A 23037-nucleotide genomic window follows, 5' to 3' on the forward strand; every position below is an offset into this window, starting at 1 on the left:
TCACCTCGCTGTATACGTGCGCAGGACGGTCCCCTCGCAGGTAGCGAGGGTACCCGTGGGCTGTTCCTCGACCGGCTCGCCGGCCCGACGCCGGAACGGCGGGCCGCCGGTGGCGAGGGGTGCCACAGCGTCCGGCCCCGGGTCAGCCCGAGACGCTCGCCCGGCCGTTCTCGATGTGTCCCATCAGCCGGCGCCGGAAGGCGCCGTCCCCCTCGACGGTGACGTCCAGGTCGTACCAGCCGTGCGCGTCGGCCGCCGAGTGCACCACCGTGCGGCTGCGCCCCGGTTTGACCTTGACGGTCCTGGTCCAGTCGCGCAGGTCCGCCTCGTCGACGTATCCCCGCGGCCGCACCGTGAAGGTGAGCGCCGTCCGCCCCGTGTTGCGCAGCGTGAGATGCAGGTCGCGTTCACGGGCGTCGACCCGCGACGCGACCTCGGCCGGGGCACCGTCCTTCGCCGCCCCGGCGAACTCGCGGCGGAAGCCGTTCGGCCCGGTCACCGTGAACCGGTACGCAGGGCCGGTGACGGGCACAGTCCACTGCGTCGTGCCCTTCACGTCGCGGTGCTGCGGTGCGGGGAACTCGCCCGCGTACGGATACAGCGCGAAGTGCGCCGACGAGCGCCCCGTGTTGCTGAGGGCGACCCGTACCGCGCCATCCACCACCTTCGCCTGCGCGTCCGGCTGGTAGGGCAGGGCACGGGCCGGACGCGTACCCGGCTCCTGCACGGGCATGTGCTGCACGAGCGGCGGGACCGGCGACCAGCGGCCGCTGAACGGCGGAATGGCGCCCGGCTGCTCCACCTCAGGTCGACGACGCCCCCGCGAGAAGTCGAAGGCGGAGGTCAGGTCGCCGGTGACCGTGCGCCGCCAGCCGCTGATGTTCGGTTCCTTCACCCCGGTCCAGCGCTCCAGGAAGCGGATCACGGAGGTGTGGTCGAAGACCTCGGAGCAGACGTAGCCGCCGATGGTCCATGGCGACACGACGAGCATCGGCACCCGCATGCCGAGACCGGTGGGCTTGCCCTCCCACTGCTCCTCGGTCACCTCGGGCGAGGCGACCGGCGGCGGCACGTGGTCGAAGAACCCGTCGTTCTCGTCGTAGTTGATGATGACGGCGGTGTGCCGCCACACGTCGGGGTGCTTGCCCAGCGCGTCCAGGACCTTGTAGACGATCGTCGCGCTGTGGACCGGCGAGGAGACGCTCGGGTGCTCCGAGTCGACGGCGGAGGGCACCAGGTAGGAGACCTCCGGCAGCGTGCCCGCCGCGACGTCCTTGGCGAACTCGTCGGCCAGCGTTCCGGTCTCCACCCGGCGCAACGCCCGCTCGAACAGGCGGCGTTCGGCCTTGTCCAGGGTGGCGACACCCTCCTCCAGCAGGCCGAACAGCTGCTCCCGCCCAGCTGCGTCCGCGTCCCGCACGGCGGAGTAGAACGACTCCATGTACGTGTGCCCGCCGGTCTTCGCCAACGCCTTGCGGGCGACGGCCTTGAAGGTGGCGAAGAACTCGATCTGGTTGTCGGTGAAGTTCTCCCACTCGGTGTACGTGCGCCAGCTGTGCCCGGCCTTCTCCAGCCGCTCCGCGTAGGTGCCCCAGTCGTACCCGGGGTGGGTGCCCTCGTCGTAGGCGTCGTTGCCGACGGCCCGCTTGCCGTTCGGCTCGTTGCCCGTCTTCCCGCTCCACAGGTGGTTGCGGTTGGGGCTGGTCGAGGAGTGGATGGAGGAGTGGTAGGCGTCGCAGACCGTGAAGGTGTCGGCCAGCTCGTAGTGCAGCGGGAGGTCACGGCGGTCGTAGTACGCCATGGTGGCGGCCGTCTTCGCGGATACCCAGCCGTTCATCCACCCGCCGGCCCACGCCTTGCCGCCGCCGCTCCAGGAGTGGTCGAGCGCACCGATGTACTGGAGGTCCTTCTTCTGCGTCTCGGCGGCGCCGCGGACCGGGAACGGCAGAACGGAGGTGCCACCCAGCGGTGCGGGCTGCTCGAAGACCGGCTTGCCCGAGGGCAGCTCGACGGCGTTGCGGTCGCCGAAGCCGCGCACCCCCCGGAGCGTCCCGAAGTAGTGGTCGAAGGAACGGTTCTCCTGCATCAGGATCACCACGTGTTTGATGGCTCCGAGCCCCTCACGGCCACCGGGCCCCGCCGAAGGTGCCGGCTGCGCGGCTATCGCGGCCTGCAGCGAAGGCGGCAGCAGCGACCCCGCCGCCGCAGCGCCGAGCGCGCCGCCGCCGAGCGCGAAGAGCCGTCGCCGTGAAATGTCCGTGGTCAAGTTGAGCCTCCCGAGTTCTGTCGTACAGCCGGGAAGCTAATCAAGCCGGGTGGCGCGGGGAAGGATTTCGTACGGCTTCGCGGTGAACCTCCAACAGGTCGTACGGGAAAGTCCAACCGCCCGGCGCGTGGCCAGGCCAAGATGTCCTGCGGACGGCTTTGCGCGGTCGGGTAGTGAACACCGCTCACGCTCCCGGCAGGAAGAGGCAGAAGAGGTGGCCGTGGGGGTCGCGGAGGACCCGCACGCCGTCCTCCGGCTGGTGTTCCTCCAGCGTGGCGCCCAGGGCGCAGGCCCGTCCGGTCTCCACCTCCAGGTTGTCCACCTGGACGTCCAGGTGTGCCTGCATCTGCTGGGTGCCCGGTCGTGGCGGCCATACGGGAGCGGTGTGGTCGGCCTCCAGCTGGAAGCTCAGGCCCGGCCGCTCCTGTTCGAGGGACCGCAGCCGGACCCACTCCGCACTCCGATCGACCTCCTCCCAGCCCAGCAGGGCCCGGTAGAAGTCGGCCAGGGCGGGCGGGTCCGGAGTGCCGAGGACAAATGCGCCGAGCGATGTCGTCATGACCTTCGCCTTCCCCGAAACGGGCCGCACCGCACGCGTCCATCGGTGTGCTGTCGGGGCGGTCAGGCGGTGGGGGCGCCCGGCACCCTGCGGTCGCCGCCGTTGCCCTCCTGCCAGAGCCGGTAGACGTCGGTCGCACCTTCGTGGGGCGCGTGTGTCATCGGCAGTCGGCGCTCGTCCCAGTCCTTGGCGAACTCACCGTAGAAGGAGTCGAGTTCGAAGTACTTGCGGTCGTCCACGTAGTACGGCTCGTAGGCGTCACGGGTGGTGAGGAAGACGACCTCGTCCGGCGAGCAGTAGTACAGGGAGCCCAGGCACATCGGGCAGGGGTGGGCGAGTACGTAGATGGTGGTGCCGGTCAGGTGCTCGGTGCCGAGCTTCGTGCAGGCCTCGCGGATGGCGAGGATCTCCGCGTGTGCGGTCGGGTCGTTGGTCTGGGCGACCCGGTTCGGGCTCTCGGCCAGGATCTCGCCGTCCTTGACGATGACGGTGGCGAAGGGGCGGCCGCCCTCTTCGACGTTCCGGCGGGCGATGTCGATGGTGCGCTGTGCGAAGTCCATGGGGTCCTCCGGGTGGTGCGTGTGTGGGGGAACGGAGATGTCGGGGCGGATCAGAAGGGCTTGGTCGGCAGGTACTTGCCGTCCAGGGTGATGACGGCGCGCTCGCCGCCCTCGGGGTCGGCGACCTTCTTCACGTCCAGCTTGAAGTTGATCGCCGAGATGATGCCGTCCCCGAACTGCTCGTGGACCAGGGCCTTCAGGGTGGTGCCGTAGACCTGGAGCATCTCGTAGAAGCGGTAGATGGTCGGGTCGGTGGGGATGCCGCCCGGGATGGAGCCGCGGGTCGGGATGGTCTGGAGCAGCAGCACCGCTTCCTCGTCCAGGCCGAGGAGCTCAGCGACCGCTTCGGCGGAGGCCTTGGGCAGCGCGTGCTGGCCGAGGACGGCGGCGGTGACGAAGGCGACGGAGAAACCTGCCGCGTCCGCGATCTGCTGCCAGGACAGGTCCTTGCGCGTCTTGGCCTCGACGGCCGTGACGGCGAGCTGCTGGCGGGCGGTGTTGTCGAGCTGGGCGTGCACCATGGTGGTGGAGTCCTTTCGTGGGGTGCCGCTCCGGGGGCGGAGTGGCGGGTCGGGGCGTGTCGGGGGGCGTCCCTGCACAGCGTGTACGGGGGACATGGTGATCCGGCGTCGTCCGGAGGTCAGGACATCGCGGCCGGGGCCGGGGTGCCGGACGGGTCCAGCCGGGTGACCGCCCCGGAGCGGATGTCGTAGACCCAGCCGTGCAGCGTCACCTTCCGCGCCGCCAGCGCCCTGGCCACCGAGGGGTGGGTGGCCAGGCCCGCGAGCTGGGCGAGGACGTTGCCCCGGATCAGGGCGTCGACCCCGGTATCGGCGGTGCGGGCCACGGAGGCGTCCGCGTGGCGCAGCCAGCCGGCCACCGTCGGCAGGGCGCTCAGGTCGTGGCCCTCGGCCAGGGCCGTCATGGCGCCGCAGGCGGAGTGGCCGCACACGACGATGTCCGTGACGCCCAGGACGGCCACCGCGTACTCGATGCTCGCCGCCACTCCGTCCGCGCCGGGGGTGTAGGCCGGGACGAGGTTGCCGGCGGTCCGGATCACGAACAGCTCACCCGGCTCGCTGCCGGTGATCAGCTCGGGCACCACGCGGGCGTCGGAGCAGCTGATGAACAGTGTCGTCGGCGTGTGCGTGCCCGCCAGGTGGGCGAAGAGCTCCGCCTTGGCCGGGAAGACATCCCGGCGGAAACGCGCGACGCCTGCTGCGAGGTCATGCACGGTGACTCCCTTCGGTGGCTGTCGGCCCGTCGGGCTGACGAGATCCACCATGCATGAGCTGTATCTATAGTGTCCAAGACGCAATATCCATACCTCTTATAGATGTGATCTATGGTGGGAGGTATGGCCCCGGAACTACGTCATCTCCGCTATCTGCTCGCCGTCGCGGAACACGCCAACTTCACCCGGGCGGCCGAGGAGCTGCACATCTCCCAGCCGACCCTGTCCCAGCAGGTCAAGCAGCTGGAGCGGACGGTCGGCGTCCAGCTGCTCGACCGCACCGGCCGCGCGGTCCGGCTGACCGACGCGGGCGAGTCGTACGCGCACTACGCCCGCCGCGCCCTCCAGGACCTCGCCGCCGCAGAACGCGCCGTGCTCGATGTGCGGGACCTTTCCCGGGGTGCCCTGCGGCTGGCGATGACGCCGACCTTCACGGCGTACCTCATCGGGCCGCTGGCCGAGCTGCTGCACACCCACCATCCGGGAATCACGCTGGATGTCAGGGAGCTGCCCCAGGACCGCATCGAGTCGGCGCTGCTGGCCGACGAACTCGATCTCGGCATCGCCTTCCACGGTCCGCATCTGCCCGGCATCAGCGCCACCGACCTGTTCACCGAGACCCTGAGTCTCGTCGTCGGCCCCCGCCACCCCCGCGCCGGGAGCACTCGCGCGCTGCCCGTGACGAGCCTCACCGGACAGCCGCTCGCCCTGCTCAGCGGCGACTTCGCGACCCGCGGCCACATCGACGCCTACTTCACCCGGCACCGCACGACCCCGTCGGTCGCGGTGCAGGCCAACTCCATCAGCGCCCTCACCGAGATCGTCCGGCGCACCCCGCTGGCCACGGTCCTGCCCGACGCGCTCACCCGCGACCACCCCCACCTCAGCCCCGTCCCCCTCGCCCCGGCCCTCCCCTCGCGCACGGTCACGCTGCTGCGCCGCGAAGCCGCGTATCGCAGCTCCGCGGCGCAGGAGTTCACCCGGCTCACGCGTGACTGGGTCCGGACCACCCTGGACGCCTGAGGGCGGGCCGGGGCGGGCTCGGTCGTCAGCGCCGGGCGCCTCCGGTGGCGGACGCGCCGCCCAGCCACTTCAGCCCGTCCACGACGAACCGGTTCTGGGTCTCGCTCGCGAAGGTCGAGGACAGAGTCGTGTTCGACCCGTAGTCCATGGCGTTGTGGCCGAAGTTGGCGTACAGCATCCGGTAGCCGGTGTTGGTCCACAGGATCGGGTAATCCCCGCTGTACCAGGACTGGTTGGGGTCCGTGCCCAGCGGGAAGCTGACCGGGTCGACGGAGGCGAGGACCTTGATGTCCGGGTTGTTCCGCAGGTTGTTGGACCAGGAGTACCACTCGCTCACCGAGGAGGTGAAGGTGGCGGGCAGTCGGGTGGTGGACGGGTGGCTCCGGTCCTCTGTGCGGAGCACGGAGGTGGTCGGGCCCCAGGTGTTCGACCTGAAGTTGCCGCTGCCCAGGAACTGGTTGTAGTACCAGGGCCACTTCTGCGCCTCCGTGGTGAACGCGGAGACGTGGAAGCCCATCCAGGCACCGCCGGAGCGCATGTACCGCTCGAATCCGGAGCGCTGGGACGCGGTCTGCGGGGCATCGTCGAGGAACAGGACGACCTGGTACTGGTCCCGGGTGATGTTGTTCAGCCGGGACCAGTCGTTGGTGGAGGTGTACGAGAAGTTGTTGGCCGCCGCCGTGGTGGGGAACCAGCGGTTGGCCTCCTGGACGAAGCTGATGTGCGCCGCGTCCCAGGTGCCGTTGTAGAAGGCGATCACCTTGAATGCGGGGGCCTTCGCCTGCGAGTGCGCGGGGGCGGCGGTGAGTCCGAGCAGGAGCGCCGGCAGCAGGAGGAGCCTCAGGAGAAGTCGGCCGATGGAGCCGCGGAGGCGGGCCTTCGGCCTGGCGGTGTGGGTGTTCATTCGGATCGTCCCTTCCGGGGCGGGGGCGGGTCAGGGCTGGCTGACGAGGTTCGCCACGTTGGAGGATGAGTTGGAAGGGCCGCCCCGCCCGTTGATGACGTGCCGGATGGTCCCGGTGCCGCCGAGCGAGACGGTCACCATGCTCTGGAACCGGACGTTCGGGTTGTTCGGCACCTCGAAGGCGTGCTCTGCCGTCACGCCCGGGTTCGAGCTGAAGAAGCAGTAGCTGCCGAGCCCGTACGCCTGGTGGCTGGTGACGGAGTCCGCGACCTTGTAGGCGGCGTAGCCCTGGGTGGAGCCGTTCATCCAGGACGCCTGGTCGGGCACGTCGTAGGGCATCTCGTTCTGGTAGAAGTACGTGCGCCCGCCGTTGCCGTTCCAGATCGTCTGGTGCTTCTGGTAATGCTCGACGAAGAGCCCGTACATGGTCACGTCGTCGCCGTTGACGACGAGTCCGGTGTCGGCCTTGTTGCTGTTCCAGCCGATGCCGCTGCCGTGGTCGCCGCGCCAGATCCACATGTGGTCGCCGATGACGTGGTCGCTGTTGACCACCAGGCTGGTGGTCGCCCGGCCCACGGCGGCGCCGCCGACCCGGAAGAAGACGTCGTGCAGCGAGGTCGGATTCGCCGCGTGCGAGGCGGACGAGCCGGCCGGGCCGACCTCCATCAGGGTCTGGGAATTCGTCGTACCCGCGTCGAAGAGGATGCCCGCGACCTTGACCCCGTCGACGTCGGCCACCGTCATCGCGGTGACCCCGTTGTCGGGGATGAACGTGGCGAGGCCGAGCCCCAGTACGACGGTGTCCGGCCTGGTCACCTTCAGGGTCTGGTCGAGGTGGTAGACGCCCGGGGTGACCAGCAGGTTCTTGCCCTCGGCCAGCGCGGCGTTGATCTGCGCGGCGGTGGCTCCCGCCTTCACGACGAAGAACTTGTCCATGCCGATCGAGGTGCCCGCCGCGCTGCCGCCCGCCCAGGTGGTGCCGGAGGCGTTGTTACGGACGGCCGGTACGAACACCTGGTAGGCGCCGTTGCCGTCCACGTACAGGAAGGGCTTCTCGCGGACCACAGGGGCCTGGTTCACCGTGGTGTAGGGCGGGTTGGGGAAACTGGTGGCCGGGACGCCCTGGCTGCCGACGAAGACCATGTTCCAGTTGGAGCCGGTCCAGCTGCCGAGCGTGGAGTTGCGGGTGATCCACTGCTGTTGCGTACCGGACCGCACCTGGCCGTCGATCTTGGTGTCGGCCATGAAGCCGCCGCTGGCCCAGCCGCCGTCGTCCAGGGCCAGATTGCCGCGCACGTGCATCCGCCGGTACGGGGCGGCCTGCGAGACGGCCCAGCGGTCGGTGCCGCCGGTCGGGTTCACCGAGAGGTTCTCGGCGCCGCGCCAGAAGTTCTGGGTGGCGTTGTTCGGCGGGAACCAGTCCGCCTCCGCATGGACGGCGCCGTTGATCGTCACCGAGTCGGGCGACTGCCCGAGGCCGAGGACCTGGGTGTAGAAGCCCACGTTGACGTCGTTGCTGTACGTACCCGGCTTGAACATCACCGCGTAGCGCTGGTTGCCGAACTGGTTGGTCTCCTGCTGCCGGAAGATCGAGTCGAGCCGGCTCTGGATGGTCGCGGAGGGCATCGACGGGTCGAAGACCACCACGTTGGGGCCCAGGTCCACATCGCCCGGCGCGGTGCTCACCGGGGTGACCTGGAAGCGCTGGGCGGCGGAGTTGTTGCAGGTGTACTGGACGAGCTGGACGCTGTCGGCCGTCGAGGCGGCGGGCACGTCAAGGCACTTGCCGCTGTTGCGGTTGACGAAGTGGTAGGCGCCGCCGCCCTCGTCGACCGGCTGCCACTGCTGGTTGGCGCCGTTGCTGTACGTCCACAGCTGGACGGCGGCGTTGTCGGCGGTGGACACGTCGGTGACGTCCACCGCCTGGCTGGCGTCGTTGCGGTTGTTGATGCGCACATAACCGCCGCTGGTCGCGGTGAGGCTCCACTGCTGGGCGGTGGAGCTGTTGCAGGTGTACTGCTGGACGGCGGTGCCGTTGACGGTCGCGGCGGCGCGGGCGTCCAGGCACTTGCCGCTGCCGCTGTTGACGACGGTGGCCCAGCCGGTCGGGAGCGCGGCGGCGGCCGGTGCGGGGGCGGCCCGGACGGCGGCCGGGGCGGGGGTGGCGGCCAGGACGGAGCCGGCCAGCGCGCCGGCCACCAGCACCGAGGTCAGCGCCCGCCGTCGACGGGTGGGCGAGGGGCCGGCCGGGCCGTCCCCGGTGGGCCTTCGGACAGATCTGAGCACGGTTGTCTCCTGTGCGGGTGGACGACGCGTCGGGCAGGGGCGGTCAGCCGGTGTACCGGGCGGTCACCCGGTACACCGGACGGTCAGCCCGCGTACTGGGCGAACACCTTCGTGAAGTCCCAGGGCTGCTGGGAGACGCCCGAGCAGGTGTCGGCGCCGCCTCCGGTGCACGGCCGGTCCCGGTTGACGGACCAGAAGGTGAGCCGGGCCAGATGGCGCTGCTGGGCGTAGGCCAGGATGGTGCGGAAGTCCGCGACCGTCACCGTCTCGTTGTCGTCGGTGATGCCGTTCATCGAGGAGATCCCGGTGTGCCGGTACGCCTGGTCGTCCGTGTACCCGTAGGCGTTCTTGACCACGTTCTTCAGCCCTTCGGCGGCGCTGACGGTGAGGTTGCCCATGTTCTTGCCCGCCCCGCCGAAGTCGAACGGCATGATCGTCCAGCTGTCGACGGTCAGCCCGGAGGCCGACGCCTTGCGGATCATGCTGTCGTCGGGCCCGCTCTGGCCGGTGCCGAAGGTGACGTACACCTTGATGCCGGGGTTGTTGGCCTTGACGGTCTTCAGCGCGTCGACCGTGCGCTGCTGGACCGTGGCGCTGGCGTACGCGTCGGCCTCGATGTCGATGTCGATGGCCTTGAGCCCGTAGGCGTTGATCACCTTCTGGTACGCGGCCGCCAGCTCACCGGCGCTGGAGCAGGAGCTCTCCAGCTTGTTGCCGCTCCAGCCGCCGAAGGACGGGATGACGTCGCCGCCCGCCGCCCGGACGGTGTTCACCGTCTGCTGGTCGACCCCGCCGGTCAGCGGCCTCCCGCCGTCCCACTGCGGGTTGCAGTAGCCGTTGCTGAGGACGAAGGCGAGGGTGAACCACTTGACGCCGGTGGCGTTCATGACGGTGGTCGGACTGGGCGGGCTGCCCCAGCCGTTGTAGAGGTACGGGGCGACCGCCATCGAACCGGGCGTTCCCGGGTCCGTGCCGCCTCCCCCGACGGCCGGCGCGGTCCACTTCTGGTTGGCGGCTCCGGTGCAGGTCCAGATCTGGAGCCGGGTGCCGTTGGCCGAGCTGTTCCCCGTGGCGTCCAGGCACCTGTCCGCCTGCGGATTGACGAGGTCGCGCGCACCGCTCACGCTCCAGCGCTGGGCGGCGGAGCCGTTGCAGTCCCACAACTGGACGACGGACCCGTTCGCCGTACCGCCTGACGCGACGTCAAGACACTTGCCCAGTGCCTTGACCGTGCCGTCACTGCCCAGGCTCCACTGCTGGGCGGCGGAGCCGTTGCAGTCGTAGAGCTGTACGGGGGTGCCGTTGGCGGTGGCTCCGGCGGCGACGTCGACGCACTTCCCGCCCACCCCGGTGATCTGTCCGGTGGCCTGGGCCGCGCCCAGGGCGGGCGAGCCGGTCAGCCCGGCGAGGAGTGTGGCGGCGGCCACGACTCCCAGCGCGCTCCGTACGGCGGGGGCGTGCCCGCGCAGCAGGTCTCGGCGCATCAGCTGTTCACCGTCCACTTCTGGTTACTTGCTCCGGTGCAGGTCCAGATCTGGAGCCGGGCACCATTGGCCGAACTGTTCCCCGTGACGTCCAGGCACTTGTCCGCCTGCGGACTCACGATGTCGCGCGCACCGCTGACGGCCCAGCGCTGGGCGGCGGAGCCGTTGCAGTCCCACAGCTGGACCAGGGTCCCGTTCGCCGTGCCGCCTGATGCGACGTCAAGACACTTGCCCAGGGCCCTGATCGTGCCGTCCGCGCCGACGGTCCACTTCTGGGCGGCGGAGCCGTTGCAGTCGTAGAGCTGTACGGGGGTGCCGTTGGCGTTGCTCGCCGCGGCCACGTCGACGCACTTACCGGCGAGGCCGGTGATGGTGCCGGAGCCGGCCGGGGGCTGGGTGTCGCTGGTGGTGACGCGGACGTGGTCGACGACGAGTTGCTGCGGGAAGGCGGTGTTGCCGTCGGGGTCGCCCGGCCAGTAGCCGCCGACGGCGAGGTTGAGGATGAGGAAGAAGGGCTTGTTGAAGGCCCAGGTGTTGCCGTTGGTGTCGGCGGGGGTGCGGTGCTGGTACACGTTGCCGTCGACGGACCAGGTGATCGAGTTGGGGGCCCAGTCGATGGCGAAGGTGTGGAAGGCGTCGGCGAAGGCCTGGCCACCCGGGAGGGTGTATCCGGCGCCGATGCCGGCGGAGCCGGAGTAGCCGGGTCCGTGCAGGGTGCCGTGGACGGTGCCGGGTTCGAAGCCGACGTTCTCCATGATGTCGATCTCGCCGGAGTTGGGCCAGCCGACCTGCCCGATGTCGTCACCGAGCATCCAGAAGGCGGGCCACATGCCCTGGCCGCGCGGGATCTTCATCCGGGCCTCGACATGACCGTAGGCCTGGGTGAACTTGCCCGAGGTGTTCAGCCGCGCCGAGGTGTACTGACACGTGCCGTACCAGCACTGGTAGTTGGACGGGTTCTCCTTGCGCGCGGTGATCACCAGGTGGCCCTGGCCGTCCAGCGCGGCGTTGCGGTTCCCGGCGGTGTAGTACTGCCGCTCGTGGTTGTTGACGTTGTCGCCGGTCTCGATCTGCCATCGGGAGCCGTTGACCGCAGAGCCGGCGGAGCCGTCGAACTCCTCGTCGAACGTCATGGCGGCCGAGGCCGCTGCGTCCGAGAGGGCGGGTGACCGCTCGTGAGCGCCACCGCCCACGAGGGCGGTCGTGACCAGCGCAAGGGTCAGGGCCGAGAGTGCGGAACGCAGCAAGCGCCGCGACAAGCGGGGGGAGTCCATGACTCTCCCTTCCGGTGCATGAGGGGAAGAGAGCCTGTTATGTCATGCATATGACATGACAGACGCGGGGCGCGTTGGGGCATGCCGAAGCTGCGCCGACCGGGGCGGGGTGCCGTTCAAGGGGTGGGGCGGAAACCGGGGTGCGGGTGGGGCATGGCAGGCACGTGCTGTGGAGTCGATGTGGGGGCACTGTGGGACTGCTGTGCACGGGGCTTAAATCACTACGTGATTTAAGAAGTGAACCAATGGACTGTCAAGACCCTGGTCTGTACCAGTGCACGTTCGCACGCCCACCCCGTCCGGCTTGGACGGACATGCCTCAGGTGTCCATGCCGTCACTCACGGCGATCCGGAGAAAGGTGCCGTGTGAACAAGAGTCAAAGACTGCAAGCCCTGTCCATGGCCGCGAGCGTCGGCCTCATGACGCCGGAATCGAAGCGACCCGCGCATCGCGCGCCCGGGATCAGTCCGGGTCACCGGCCCTCCGCACATGCAGGTGACCGGGCAACGGGAAGGAGGGCGGCAGCGCCGGGACGACCCGGCAGAACCCGAACCGGGCCTTCTCCGCGACTCGGCACGATGCCGAATTGCCCACCTGGTGCAGCAGGTTGACGCGCTCCAGGCCGTCGGCCGCGAAGCTCTCGAAGGCCCAGCGGGTGACCGCCTCCAGGGCGCGGGGAGCGACCCCGCGACCCCGGGCGGGTGCCGCCGTCCAAAAACCGACCTCTGCGGACTCCTGGCCCGAATCGCCCCGCTTGATGACCACGCTGCCCGCCAACGCATCGACGGCCACACCGCCCGCCAACGCGCCCGCACCGGGGCCCGATCGCTCCTCCTGTACGGCGAAGCCCAGCCGCTCGCCGGTGATCCAGCCGCTCCGCTGGAGCTCCAGCCAGGCCCGTACGTCCTCGGCGCTCTCCATGGGGCCGCCCGCTCCACGGCGCAGCGCGGGATCCCGGAACGCCTCGATGAGGGGCCCGATGTCCGCCTCGCTCCAGGGGCGCAGCAGGAGTGCGGGGGTGGACGGCGTCGCGTCCACCCGCAGGGTGATGCTCATCGAAGTCCCCCCGGGAACGGTTCGCCCGATCATCCCTCCATCCGGTGAACCGTGACACGAACGGCCGCAGAACCGCGAGTCCGACGGAACACCACCCACCATCGGAGAAATAAGGTTAGGCTTACCTAACTCGCATCCGTTTCGCAGGGAGTCCCCTTGAACACCGACGCCGACGCAGACACCGTCCTGGCCGGGCCGACCGACGCGGAGCAGGTCCGCACCGTACTGTCCCGCGCGACCTCGCTCTCCCTCACCACGACCGCGCAGGCCTACGACCTGATCGGGCTCCACTCGGTCAGCGCCGCCGGACAGGTCACCGTCCACCCCCGCCCCGACAGCCCCTTGGCGCGGGAGGCCGCCGACGCCCCCATGGGCAGCCTCGCCGCCCTCCTCCAGTTCACGGACATCGCCCCGACCCCGTTGCGCGACCGGGTCCGCGCCAGGGTGACGGTGTCCGGCTGGCTGGCACCGGAGGCGGACGGGGCGTTCCGGCTGGATTCGGCGCGGGTCTCGCTGCGGACCCCGGCGGGCGCGACGGATGTCGGACTGGACGAGATCGCGCTCGCAGAGCCCGACCCGCTGGCCGTCGAGGAGGCCGAAATGCTGACCCATCTGGCCGACTCGCACCAGGAGTTGATGAACGATCTGCTCGGGCTCGCGGGATCCCGGCTGCCGCGCGGCATGATCCGCGCACTCCCCCTCGCACTCGACCGGCACGGCATCACCCTGCGCTGCGAGTACGAATCCGGCCACTTCGACCTCCAGTTGCTCTTCCCGGCGCTCGCTCGCGATGCCACTGATGCCGGCGAGCAGATCCGACGCCTCCTCACCGCACCCCGGGGCTGCGCGCACCAGCAGCACCACTCCCACCCCTGACACCTTCCACCACAAGAAACTTAGGTTAGGCTTCACTAAGTCACAGTGCATCCTCGCGCCACGGCCGGATCGCCGGATCATCAGGGGAGGGGCCGGTCATGGGCCTGCCAGTCATCGAGTCCTACGACATGCCCGACGGTACGGCCCTCCCCCGCTCCTGGCCCTCCTGGACCATTGACCCCGACCGGGCCGCACTGCTCGTCCACGACATGCAGAACCACTTCGTCCAGGCGTTCCCGACGGGGCGCTCCCCGGTCGTCCAACTGGTCGAGAACATCACCGCGTTGCGGGAACTCGCCGGAACGCTCGGCATACCGGTCGTCTTCAGCGCCGAACCCGCCGCCCAGTCACCGGGCAGACGGGGGCTCGTCGCGGACGTCTGGGGTCCCGGCGTCGGCGACGGGCCCGGCGACTCCTCGATCATCGAAGCCCTGGCGCCCCGGCCGGGCGAGCACGTGCTGCCCAATGTGCGCCCCAACGCCTTTCTGCACAGCCATCTCGGCCGGCTGCTGCGCTCGACGGGGCGCGACCAGCTGATCGTGTGCGGTGTGCACGCCCACCTGGGAGTGCTGCTGACCGCCGCGGACGCCTTCATGAACGACATTCAGCCTTTTGTCGTCGCCGACGCCGTGGCCGACTTCACCGCCGAGGAGCACGCGATGGCGCTGCGCTGGGCGGCTCGCAGCGCGGTGGTCCGCACGACGGACGGCCTGCTGCGCGATCTGCTGCTCGGCCGGGTCCGCCACGAGGCGTGACGGCGCCCCACCTCAGGAGAGACGGAAGAAGATGACCGTACGGGTCGCGTCGGCCGGAGCCGGCGTCCATGAGCAGTCACCGAAGCACCGGAGACGGATACAGCCGGAGTCCCGATCCGGCCCGGCCCTGTCCACGGAGACCCGGGGCCGGGTGGTGGTGGTCAAGTTCGGCGGCAACGCCATGGTGGACGGATCACTCCAGGAGATGTTCGCGCGCGATGTCGTGGAGCTGTGGCACTCGGGCCTGCTCCCGGTGGTGGTCCACGGCGGGGGTCCGCAGATCAGCGCGATGCTCGACCGCCTCGGCCTGGAGGTCCGCTTCGAGGCGGGTCTGCGGGTGACCACGGAGGAGACCCTCGACGTGGTGCGGATGGTGCTGACGGGTCGGGTCCAGCGGGAACTGGTCGGCGCGATCAACGCGCACGGCCCGTTCGCCGTGGGGCTGTCCGGCGAGGACGCCCACACCATGACGGCCGTGCGCCGGTCCGGCCGGGTGAACGGGATGCCGGTGGACATCGGCCTGGTCGGTGACATCGTGAACGTGGCCCCGGACACCGTGCGCTCACTGCTGGAGCTGGGCCGCATCCCGGTGGTGTCACCCCTCGCGCGCGGCACGGAGGGGGAGGTCTACAACGTCAACGCCGATCTCGCGGCGTCGGCCCTGGCGGTCGCCCTCGGCGCCGAGCGGCTGGTGATGCTGACCGATGTCGAGGGGCTGTACGGGGACTGGCCGCGCAGCACGGAGGTCATCGAGCGCCTGACGGCTGCCGAGCTGGCCGGTCTGCTTCCAGGACTGGCGAGCGGGATGCTCCCGAAGATGGAGGGCTGTCTGCGGGCGGTCCGGGCCGGGGTGGGGCGGGCACAGGTGCTGGACGGACGGGTCCCGCATGCCGTGCTGCGCGGCGTACTTGACGAGCGGAGCCCCGGGACGACGATCCTCCCGGACGCGTGAGCCATAACGCCTGAGGCCTGAGGCGTCACGCATGGGACATGAGCGGTGGCGTGCCCCGGAGTCCGGAGCACGCCACCGTCGTCACAGCGCGCGGGCCAGAACGCGCGCACCCCGTCGTGGGTCCAGCGTGCGCGCCCAGGCGCGCGGGGCGAGCCCCGGCGGGACCGGCGCGAATCCGTGGCGCAGGAAGAGCCGCCCGCTGCCGGTCGTCGCGGTGAACAGGGCCGCCAGCTGCTGGGCCCGCGCCCCGGCGAGCGCCGCACCCAGCAGCCGCGCACCGAGGCCGCTGCCCTGCCGCTGGCGGGCCACACAGAAGTTGTAGAGGACGCCCGCGCCCGCACCCTCGGCCGTCGTGCCGGGGTCCGCGTCCGGGTGGACCCGCAGCGCGAGGCAGCCGTGCAGGGCGCCGCCGGGGTCCTCCGCCACCAGGAAGTCGGCCGCTCGGGCCGCGTAGACGTCGAAGGGCCGGCGGCGCAGCGCTCCCGAGCCGACGAACGGCTCGGAGAGCGCGACGAGGGCGGCGGCGTCCCCGGAGTGCGCCCGGCGTACCCGGAGCGTGTCGGGGAGGGCGGTGTCCAGGGTGTGCGTCGACGCGACTGGGGGGCGCGGTGTGGCCGTGATCAAGGCGTTCCTTCCTCGGGTTCCACCGTGCGCGAGGAGCGGCCGGATCGCCGCATGCCCCGGTGAACCATCACGAGTTAGGTTAGCCTTACCTAACCTCAATGACCAAGTCGGCACTCCAGGGTCGGTGTTGCTCCAGCGCGGGAACGCTCAGCGCGCCCGCCCGCCGGTCTCGGCCATCACGGGGCCGTCGGCCTCCGCGCCGACCGGAGAGTCCTCGGGCACGTACCGTCGGGGCGCGGCCGGCACCATCAGGGGCGTGCCGGTCTCCGGGTCGGAGATGATCCGGCAGGGCAGCCCGAACACGTCCTCGACCAGTTCGGCGGTCATCACGGTGGCCGGATCGCCCTCGGCCGCGATCGTGCCGCCGGGCCGCATGACGATGAGGTGGGTGGCGTAACGGCAGGCCTGGTTGAGGTCGTGCAGCACCGCCACGACGGTGTGCCCCTTGCGGGCGTGCAGGTCGGCGCAGAGGTCGAGCACCTCGACCTGGTGGGCGATGTCGAGGAAGGTGGTGGGTTCGTCCAGGAGCAGGATCGAGGTCTGCTGAGCCAGCACCATGGAAAGCCAGACCCGCTGCCGCTGACCACCGGAGAGGTCGTCGACCGGGCGGTCGGCGAGATCCAGCACGCCGGTCTGCCGCATGGCGTCCAGCACGGCCGTCTCGTCGTCGGCGGACCACTGCTTCAGCATTCCCTGGTGCGGGTAGCGGCCCCGCGCCACCAGGTCCCCCACGGTGATGCCGCCGGGCGCGGTCGAGGACTGCGGGAGCAGGCCCAGCCGCCGGGCGACCTCGCGCGAGCGGTAGGTGGCGATGCCCGCGCCGTCCAGATAGACCTGCCCGGAGCGGGGTTTGAGCATCCGGGCGAGCGCCTTCAGGAGCGTGGACTTGCCGCAGGCGTTCGGCCCGATGATCACGGTGAAGGAACGGTCGGGAATCTCGACGCCGAGCGAACTGACCACGGTCCGCTGCTCGTAGGAGAGTGTCAGGTCCTCGGCCCGCAGTCGCGCGGTGGGCGCCGGGTGCGTCCCGTTCATGTGAGTCCCCTCCGCCGTCGCGGAGTCCGCGTCCGGGCCGGTCGAATCGGACGTACGGGTCGGGCCGGTCGCGCGTGACGTACCCGTCGTGGGTGACGTACCCGTCGTGCCTGTCGTCTTTCGGGTCATGCGCGGCTCTTTCGCGACTCGGTGATCAGCAGCCAGATGAGGTACAGCCCGCCGATGGTCCCCGTCGCCGTGCCCACCGGGAGCAGTGAGGGGGCGAACAGGCGTTGCGCCAGCAGGTCGCTGGCGGCGAGCAGCAGGGCGCCCATGAGTGCGGCGGGGACCAGTGCGGGGCCCGAGGCCCGGGTCAGCCGCCGGGCGAGCTGGGGCGCCGCCAGCGCGATGAACCAGATGGGCCCGGTGACCGCCGTGGCGAAGGCGGCGAGCGCGACGCTGATCACGAGCAGCAGCGCCCGGGTACGGGCCACGTCGACGCCGAGCGCCATGGCGGTGACGTCGCCCATCTCCACCATGGAGAGCCGGCGGGCGAGGAAGAACGCGGGCGGCAGCAGGACGAGGACGGCGATGCCGATGGTGTTGGCCTGCTGCCAGCCCCGGTTGGTCAGGCTGCCGATCAGCCAGGCCTGCGCCTCCAGGGCCTCCTGCCAGGTCGCCCGGGTGATCAGGTACGAGTTGACGGCGAGCAGCAGTGCGCTGACCCCGATGCCGACGACGACCAGCCGGAAGCCCTGAAGTCCCCTGCCCAGCATGAGGAGGTACATGACGGCGGCGGTGGCGAGGCCGCCGATCAGCGCGCCCACCGCGATCTGGGTCATGCTGCCGTGCAGCACGATGATGACGAGGAGCGCCCCGACGGCCGAGCCGTTGGTGAAGCCGATGATGTCCGGGCTGCCGAGGGAGTTGCCGGTCAGGCTCTGCAGGATGGCCCCGCTGACGGCGAGGGCCGCCCCCACGCACATCGCGGTCAGCAGGCGCGGCATGCGCAGGGTGTTGACGATGAAGTCGGCGCCGCCGGAGCCGTGGCCCAGTACGGCCCGCAGGACCTCGCCGACGGAGAGTTCGAAGTCACCGGTGGTGAGGGTGACGAGCGCGACCGCGACGAGCGCGACGAGCATCACGGCCGTCACCACCAGGACGCGCCCCTGGACCCGTACGGACAGTCCGCCGGGCCGGGTGCGCAGGACCAGTCCGCTGACGACCCTCGGCAGCTCGGTCTCCGTACCGGCCCCGGCGGGGCTCTTCTCCCGTACGGGGCTCACAGCATGACCAGCTTTCGACGGCGGCACAGGGCGATGAACAGCGGGGCCCCGAGGAACGCGGTGATGATCCCCACCTGGACCTCGCCCGGCGAGCCGAGCACCCGTCCGAGGACGTCCGCGCCGATCAGCAGGACCGGGGCGAGCAGCATCGAGTACGTCAGTACCCAGCGCTGGTCGGGGCCGACGACGAACCGGGCGACGTGCGGCACCGCGAGGCCGACGAAGCCGATCGGTCCGGCGGCGGCGGTGGCGGCGCCGCACAGCAGCATGACGGCGACGGCGCCCAGCACCCGGGTGCGGCCGACGTTCAGGCCGAGGGCGCGGCCGAGCTGGTCGCCCATCGCGAGGGCGTTGAGCGAGGGTGCGAGGCCGAGGGCGATCAGGAGGCCCACCGCGATGAACGGGAGGATGACCCAGATGACGTCGTAGTACCGGCCGGACAGCGAACCCACCGTCCAGAAGCGGTACTGGTCGAAGGCGCGGGGATTGAGCAGCAGCACCGCCGAGTTGAAGGCGTACAGCACCGCGGTCATCGCCGCCCCGGCCACGACGAGCCGGTCCGGTGTGGCCAGCGTGCGGCCCGACGAGCCCAGGAGGTACACGGCGACGGAGGCGACGGCCGCGCCGATGAAGGCGAACCACACGTAGCCGAGGACCGAGCCCACTCCGAGGAAGGCGATGGCCACGACGACCCCTGCGGAGGCGCCCAGGCTGATGCCGAGGATGCCCGGGTCGGCGAGCGGGTTGCGGGTGAGGGCCTGCATCAGGGCGCCGGACAGGCCGAGCGCCATGCCCACGAGCAGCCCGAGGAGCGTTCTGGGGATGCGGTAGTCATGGATGATGATCGAGGTCTCGGAGCCGTCCGGGTGCCAGAGCGCGCTCCAGGTGGCGGTGAACGGGATGCCCCGGGTGCCCACCCACACGCTGAGCAGTCCGACCAGAACGAGCGCGGCCAGCGCCGCGATCAGCCCCAGGGCCCGCAGCGTGTTCGCGGTCCGGGCGGGTGGCGCGGCTTCGGGTGCGACGGCCCGGTCCTCGGGAGCCGTCCGGGTTTCGACCGACAACGACAACTCCCCCTGACGGCGGTTCGGGTACACCGCGAGCGATAGGGCGCCGGAAGGTGACGCAGGACCCGGATGGAACTTAGGTGAGGCTAACCGAACGGCGCCGGATGGTCAACGCGCGCCCCCCGCAGGCGAAATGGCCCGCGCCGCTGTGACCGGGGACATTGCGGACGGCTTACCACCCCGGCCACCCATTTAGAGTAGCCTTACCTAACTTTTAGCCTTACTCACATTCCCAGACTCTTCGCGGAGGCCCGCATGCCAACTGGAGGACCGACCGGGGGGCACGTCCTCCGCAGGGCGATCAGGGGGCAGCGGCGGCGCGTCGTCACCGCCTCGCTGCTCGGCACGGTGCACCAGGGGTGTGAGGCCCTGGTGCCCGTCGTCATCGGCGCGGCCATCGACACGGCGGTGGCCACCGGCTCCTCCTCGTCGCTGCTGCGCTGGCTCCTGGTGCTCGCGGGGCTGTTCCTGGTGCTGTCGAACTGCTACCGGACCAGCGCCCGGCTCGCCGAAGGCGCGGGGGAACGCGCCGCGCACCGGCTCCGGATGGAGCTCGGCGCCCGGGTGCTCGACCCGCGCGGAGGCGCCGACGCGAACCGGCTGCCCGGTGCGCTCACCAGCATCGCCACCAATGACGCCCGCCGGGTGGGTTCGGTGGCGCCGGTCCTGGCGTACGGGGTCGCGGCGACCTCCGCGCTGGTGATCAGCGCGGTGGCCCTGCTCAGGATCTCCGTCCCGCTCGGACTCCTCGTCCTGCTGGGCATCCCCCCGCTGCTGTGGCTGGGACACCGCATCAGCCGGCCGCTCGAACGCCGCAGCGAGACCGAGCAGGAACGGGCCGCGCACGCCTCCGGCGTCGCCGCCGACCTGGTCGCCGGACTCCGGGTCCTCAAGGGCATGGGCGCCGAGTCGGCCGCCGTCGCCCGCTACCGCACCACCAGTCAGGACTCGCTCGCCGCGGCGCTGCGGGCGGCCCGCAGCCGGGCCGGTCACGAGGGGGCCGTCCTCTCCCTCACGGGTGTGTTCATCGCGGTCATCGGCATCGTGGGCGCTTACCTCGCCATGCGCGGCAGCATCAGCATCGGTGACCTGGTGGCGGCGGTGGGCCTGGCGCAGTTCCTCCTCGGCCCGTTCCAGCTGCTCACCTACGTCAACGCCGAGTTCGCCCAGGGCCGCGCCTCCGCCCGCCGGATCGCCGAGGTGCTGGAGGCGCCCTCGGCCGTCGAGGGCGGCGCGTCCGAGGTGTCCGACGACGTGGCGGGGCAGCTGCGCCTGAGCGGGGTCCGGCTCGGCTCGCTGCGCGGGATCGATCTGGATATCCGGCCCGGCGAGCTGCTCGGAGTGGTCACAAGCGATCCGGCCGCCGCGGCCGATCTGCTGCTCTGCCTGGCCAGGGAGCGGGACCCGGCCGACGGGCTGATCGAGCTCGACGGCGTGCCGCTGACCGAACTCGCCCCGGACGCACTGCGCCGCGCCGTCCTGGTCGCCCACCACGACGCCGACCTGTTCGAGACCAGCCTGCTGGAGAACGTACGGGCGGGAGCCCGCGACGACGCGGCCCCGGTCGACGGGGCCCTCGCCGCCTCCGCTGCGGACGAGGTCGCCCGGCTGCTGCCGGAGGGCGGCGACACCGTGCTCGCCGAACGCGGCCGCTCGCTCTCCGGCGGCCAGCGGCAGCGCGTCGCACTCGCCAGGGCGCTGGCCGCCGACAGCCCGGTACTGGTGCTGCACGACCCGACCACTGCCGTGGACACCGTCACCGAGTCCCGGATCGCCGCCCGGCTGCGGGAGGTCCGCGACGGGCGCACCACCGTACTGATCACCACCAGCCCGGCCCTCCTCGCGGTCACGGACCGGGTCGTCGTCCTCGACGGGGGCACCGTCGGCGCGACCGGCCACCACACCGAACTCGTCGCCGGTGACGAGCGGTACCGGGCGGCGGTGCTCGCATGACGTCCACGTACGAGGACCGGGCGCAGGACACGGAGACGCACACGCGGAATGAGGGGGAAACGGTCATGAGCACACCCGGCGCGGACCGCACGCTGCTGCCGACCGCGAGCGGTGCGGAGAGCCTGGCGGCGCTGCGCACGATGCTGCGCGGCCACCGGCGGCTGACCTCGGCCGCCGTCACGGTACTGGTCGCCGGAACCGCGATCGGGCTGCTGACCGCTCCCCTGCTCGGCCACATCGTGGACCTGGTGGTGGAGCGGCGGGGTTCGCGGGCGCTGACGGTGCCGCTGGTGCTGCTCATCGTGGTGGCCTTGGTGCGCGGTGCGGCGGCGGCGGTCGGCTCCACGCTGGTGGCCCGGCTCGGCGAGACCGTACTCGCCGCCGTGCGCGAGCAGTTCATCGAGCGAGCGCTGCGGCTGCCGCTGGAGCGCGTCGAGGCGGCCGGTTCCGGGGACCTGGTCTCCCGGGTCACCAGCGATGTCTCCATGATCGCGAAGTCGGTGCGCCAGGCGCTGCCCGAGTTCACCCGCTCCGCGCTGACCATCGTGCTGACGTTCGTCGGACTCGCCGTGCTGGACTGGCGGTTCCTGGTGGCCGCGCTGCTGGCGATGCCGGTGCAGGTGCTCTCTGTGCGCTGGTACCTGCGCAGGGCGGCTCCGGTGTACGCCGAGCACCGCGTCGCGACCGGTGCGCTCCAGCACCAGCTGCTCGACAGCGTCGGCGGGGTGCGCACCGTACGGGCCTTCCGGCTGAACCGTGCGCACACCGGGCTGCTGGAGCAGCGGTCCGCGTCCGCGCGGGATCTCGCGCTGGGCGGCATCCACATCGTGACGGGGTTCTTCTCCCGGCTGAACCTGGCCGAGTACATCGGCCTGGCCGCCGTGCTCGGCGCGGGCTTCGTGCTGGTGGACAGCGGTTCGGTGAGCATCGGTACGGCCACGGCCGCCGCGCTCTACTTCCACAGCCTCTTCAACCCGGTCAACGCGACGCTGTTCCTCATCGACGACGCGCAGTCGGCGGGTGCCAGCTTCGCCCGGCTGGTCGGGCTGTCCAAGCTGCCGGCCGAGCAGACCGCTCCTGGTGGAAGCGCTCCGGCGGACGGTTCGGTCGGGGTGAGCGCGGTCAGCTACGCCTACGGCGCCGGGGCGCCCGTGCTGCGGAAGGTCGATCTGGAGGTGCGCAGCGGGGAGCGGGTGGCGCTGGTGGGCGCCAGTGGCGCGGGCAAGACGACGCTGGCCAAGGTCATCGCGGGCGTCCATCAGCCGGACGGCGGGACCATCTCGCTGGGCGGGGTCGACGCGGCCGAGCTGGGTGCCGCCGGGGTGCGCCGTGCGGTGATGCTGATCAGCCAGGAGGTGCACGTGTTCGCGGGCCCGCTGGCCGAGGACCTGCGGCTGGCCCGCCCCGGGGCCACGGAGGAGGAGGTGCGCGCGGCGCTTGACCGGGTCGGCGCCCTGGAGTGGGCGCAGGCGCTGCCGGACGGCCTGGACACGGTGGTGGGCGAGGGCGGTCACCGGCTGACGGTGACCCAGGCGCAGCATCTCGCGCTGGCCCGGCTGGTGCTGGCGGACCCGCCGGTCGCCATCCTCGACGAGGCGACCGCCGACGCGGGCAGCGCGGGCGCGCGGGTCCTGGAGGAGGCGGCGTCGCGGGCGCTGGAGGGGCGTACGGGTCTGGTCGTCGCGCACCGGCTCCCCCAGGCGGCGACCGCCGACCGGGTCGTCGTCCTCGACGAGGGCCGGGTCGTGGAGACCGGCAGCCATGACGAACTCGTCGCGGCGGGCGGCCGGTACGCGGCGCTGTGGGAGGCGTGGTCCGACAGCCGCCGGGAGCCGGTGGACGTGCGGTGAGCACGCGCTGACCCCCGTACACAAGCGGCCGCCCCCGGTGAGGAGTTCTCAC

Annotated in this window: 20 protein-coding genes; 6 read left to right on the forward strand and 14 right to left on the reverse strand. The window is 71.2% G+C overall.

From position 1 onward, the window contains the following. Window positions 1-142: 142 nt before the first annotated feature. The 5 genes from ACZ601_RS04415 to ACZ601_RS04435 all read right to left on the reverse strand — a co-directional run bounded on the left by ACZ601_RS04415 (window position 143) and on the right by ACZ601_RS04435 (window position 4619). On the reverse strand, window positions 143-2266 hold the full coding sequence (locus ACZ601_RS04415) for a phosphocholine-specific phospholipase C (RefSeq protein WP_469532792.1): 2124 nt from the start codon (window positions 2264-2266) through the stop codon (window positions 143-145). Window positions 2267-2450: 184 nt separating this feature from the next. Beyond that, entirely contained in the window at window positions 2451-2825 is a 375-nt protein-coding gene (locus tag ACZ601_RS04420) for a VOC family protein (RefSeq protein ID WP_469532795.1), read from the reverse strand. A 62-nt stretch (window positions 2826-2887) separates the two neighbouring features. Beyond that, window positions 2888-3385 (reverse strand): nucleoside deaminase, encoded by a 498-nt coding sequence (locus ACZ601_RS04425; RefSeq protein ID WP_469532797.1) that lies wholly within the window; start codon window positions 3383-3385, stop codon window positions 2888-2890. Window positions 3386-3435: 50 nt separating this feature from the next. Continuing rightward, window positions 3436-3906 (reverse strand): cyanase, encoded by a 471-nt coding sequence (gene cynS, locus ACZ601_RS04430; RefSeq protein WP_469532799.1) that lies wholly within the window; start codon window positions 3904-3906, stop codon window positions 3436-3438. Between the two features lie 119 nt (window positions 3907-4025). Next, window positions 4026-4619: a carbonic anhydrase gene (locus ACZ601_RS04435; RefSeq protein WP_469532803.1), complete on the reverse strand. Its 594-nt coding sequence runs from the start codon at window positions 4617-4619 to the stop codon at window positions 4026-4028. Between the two features lie 123 nt (window positions 4620-4742). Between ACZ601_RS04435 and cynR the strand changes: the two genes are divergently transcribed. Beyond that, on the forward strand, window positions 4743-5642 hold the full coding sequence (gene cynR / locus ACZ601_RS04440) for a transcriptional regulator CynR (RefSeq protein WP_469532806.1): 900 nt from the start codon (window positions 4743-4745) through the stop codon (window positions 5640-5642). Window positions 5643-5667: 25 nt separating this feature from the next. Here cynR and ACZ601_RS04445 read toward each other — a convergent pair whose 3' ends face one another. The 5 genes from ACZ601_RS04445 to ACZ601_RS04465 form a co-directional block, all read right to left on the reverse strand. After that, a complete protein-coding gene (locus tag ACZ601_RS04445) occupies window positions 5668-6546 on the reverse strand; it encodes a ThuA domain-containing protein (RefSeq protein WP_469532808.1) in 879 nt (292 codons plus the stop codon). A gap of 30 nt (window positions 6547-6576) precedes the next feature. Continuing rightward, complete coding sequence (locus ACZ601_RS04450) at window positions 6577-8760, reverse strand: RICIN domain-containing protein (protein ID WP_469533849.1); 2184 nt, start codon at window positions 8758-8760, stop codon at window positions 6577-6579. Window positions 8761-8915: 155 nt separating this feature from the next. Next, entirely contained in the window at window positions 8916-10316 is a 1401-nt protein-coding gene (locus ACZ601_RS04455) for a ricin-type beta-trefoil lectin domain protein (protein ID WP_469533852.1), read from the reverse strand. Further along, complete coding sequence (locus tag ACZ601_RS04460; protein ID WP_469532811.1) at window positions 10316-11590, reverse strand: lectin; 1275 nt, start codon at window positions 11588-11590, stop codon at window positions 10316-10318. The genes ACZ601_RS04455 and ACZ601_RS04460 overlap by 1 nt, the downstream gene beginning before the upstream one ends. A gap of 463 nt (window positions 11591-12053) precedes the next feature. Next, window positions 12054-12647: a GNAT family N-acetyltransferase gene (locus ACZ601_RS04465; RefSeq protein ID WP_469532813.1), complete on the reverse strand. Its 594-nt coding sequence runs from the start codon at window positions 12645-12647 to the stop codon at window positions 12054-12056. Between the two features lie 156 nt (window positions 12648-12803). Here ACZ601_RS04465 and ACZ601_RS04470 point away from each other — a divergent pair, with 156 nt between their 5' ends. From ACZ601_RS04470 to argB, 3 genes are all read left to right on the forward strand, one after another. Continuing rightward, the gene (locus tag ACZ601_RS04470) at window positions 12804-13523 is read left to right on the forward strand and encodes a DUF2470 domain-containing protein (RefSeq protein ID WP_440579165.1); all 720 of its coding nucleotides are present in this window, start codon (window positions 12804-12806) and stop codon (window positions 13521-13523) included. 98 nt (window positions 13524-13621) lie between these two features. Beyond that, on the forward strand, window positions 13622-14278 hold the full coding sequence (locus tag ACZ601_RS04475; RefSeq protein ID WP_469532816.1) for an isochorismatase family protein: 657 nt from the start codon (window positions 13622-13624) through the stop codon (window positions 14276-14278). Window positions 14279-14309: 31 nt separating this feature from the next. Continuing rightward, window positions 14310-15230, forward strand: a complete 921-nt coding sequence (argB, locus tag ACZ601_RS04480) for an acetylglutamate kinase (RefSeq protein ID WP_469532819.1) — start codon at window positions 14310-14312, stop codon at window positions 15228-15230. Between the two features lie 81 nt (window positions 15231-15311). On the opposite strand, the gene ACZ601_RS04485 is transcribed toward argB, so the two are convergent. From ACZ601_RS04485 to ACZ601_RS04500, 4 genes are all read right to left on the reverse strand, one after another. Further along, window positions 15312-15854: a GNAT family N-acetyltransferase gene (locus ACZ601_RS04485; protein ID WP_469532821.1), complete on the reverse strand. Its 543-nt coding sequence runs from the start codon at window positions 15852-15854 to the stop codon at window positions 15312-15314. A gap of 147 nt (window positions 15855-16001) precedes the next feature. Beyond that, on the reverse strand, window positions 16002-16889 hold the full coding sequence (locus tag ACZ601_RS04490; RefSeq protein ID WP_469533857.1) for an ABC transporter ATP-binding protein: 888 nt from the start codon (window positions 16887-16889) through the stop codon (window positions 16002-16004). A gap of 125 nt (window positions 16890-17014) precedes the next feature. Next, the gene (locus ACZ601_RS04495; protein ID WP_440576609.1) at window positions 17015-18115 is read right to left on the reverse strand and encodes a FecCD family ABC transporter permease; all 1101 of its coding nucleotides are present in this window, start codon (window positions 18113-18115) and stop codon (window positions 17015-17017) included. Continuing rightward, window positions 18112-19185, reverse strand: coding sequence for a FecCD family ABC transporter permease (locus ACZ601_RS04500; protein WP_440576612.1), 1074 nt, complete (start codon window positions 19183-19185; stop codon window positions 18112-18114). Before ACZ601_RS04500 ends, ACZ601_RS04495 begins: the two co-directional genes overlap by 4 nt. Window positions 19186-19437: 252 nt before the next feature. Here ACZ601_RS04500 and ACZ601_RS04505 point away from each other — a divergent pair, with 252 nt between their 5' ends. Both ACZ601_RS04505 and ACZ601_RS04510 read left to right on the forward strand, forming a co-directional pair. Next, window positions 19438-21135 carry an ABC transporter ATP-binding protein gene (locus ACZ601_RS04505; RefSeq protein ID WP_469532825.1) on the forward strand — a complete coding sequence of 566 codons (1698 nt, stop codon included), beginning with the start codon at window positions 19438-19440 and terminating at the stop codon, window positions 21133-21135. A 65-nt stretch (window positions 21136-21200) separates the two neighbouring features. Next, window positions 21201-22985, forward strand: coding sequence for an ABC transporter ATP-binding protein (locus ACZ601_RS04510; protein WP_469532827.1), 1785 nt, complete (start codon window positions 21201-21203; stop codon window positions 22983-22985). Window positions 22986-23037: the final 52 nt, after the last annotated feature.

The sequence above is a fragment of the Streptomyces sp. NPDC104307 genome (assembly GCF_055584045.1).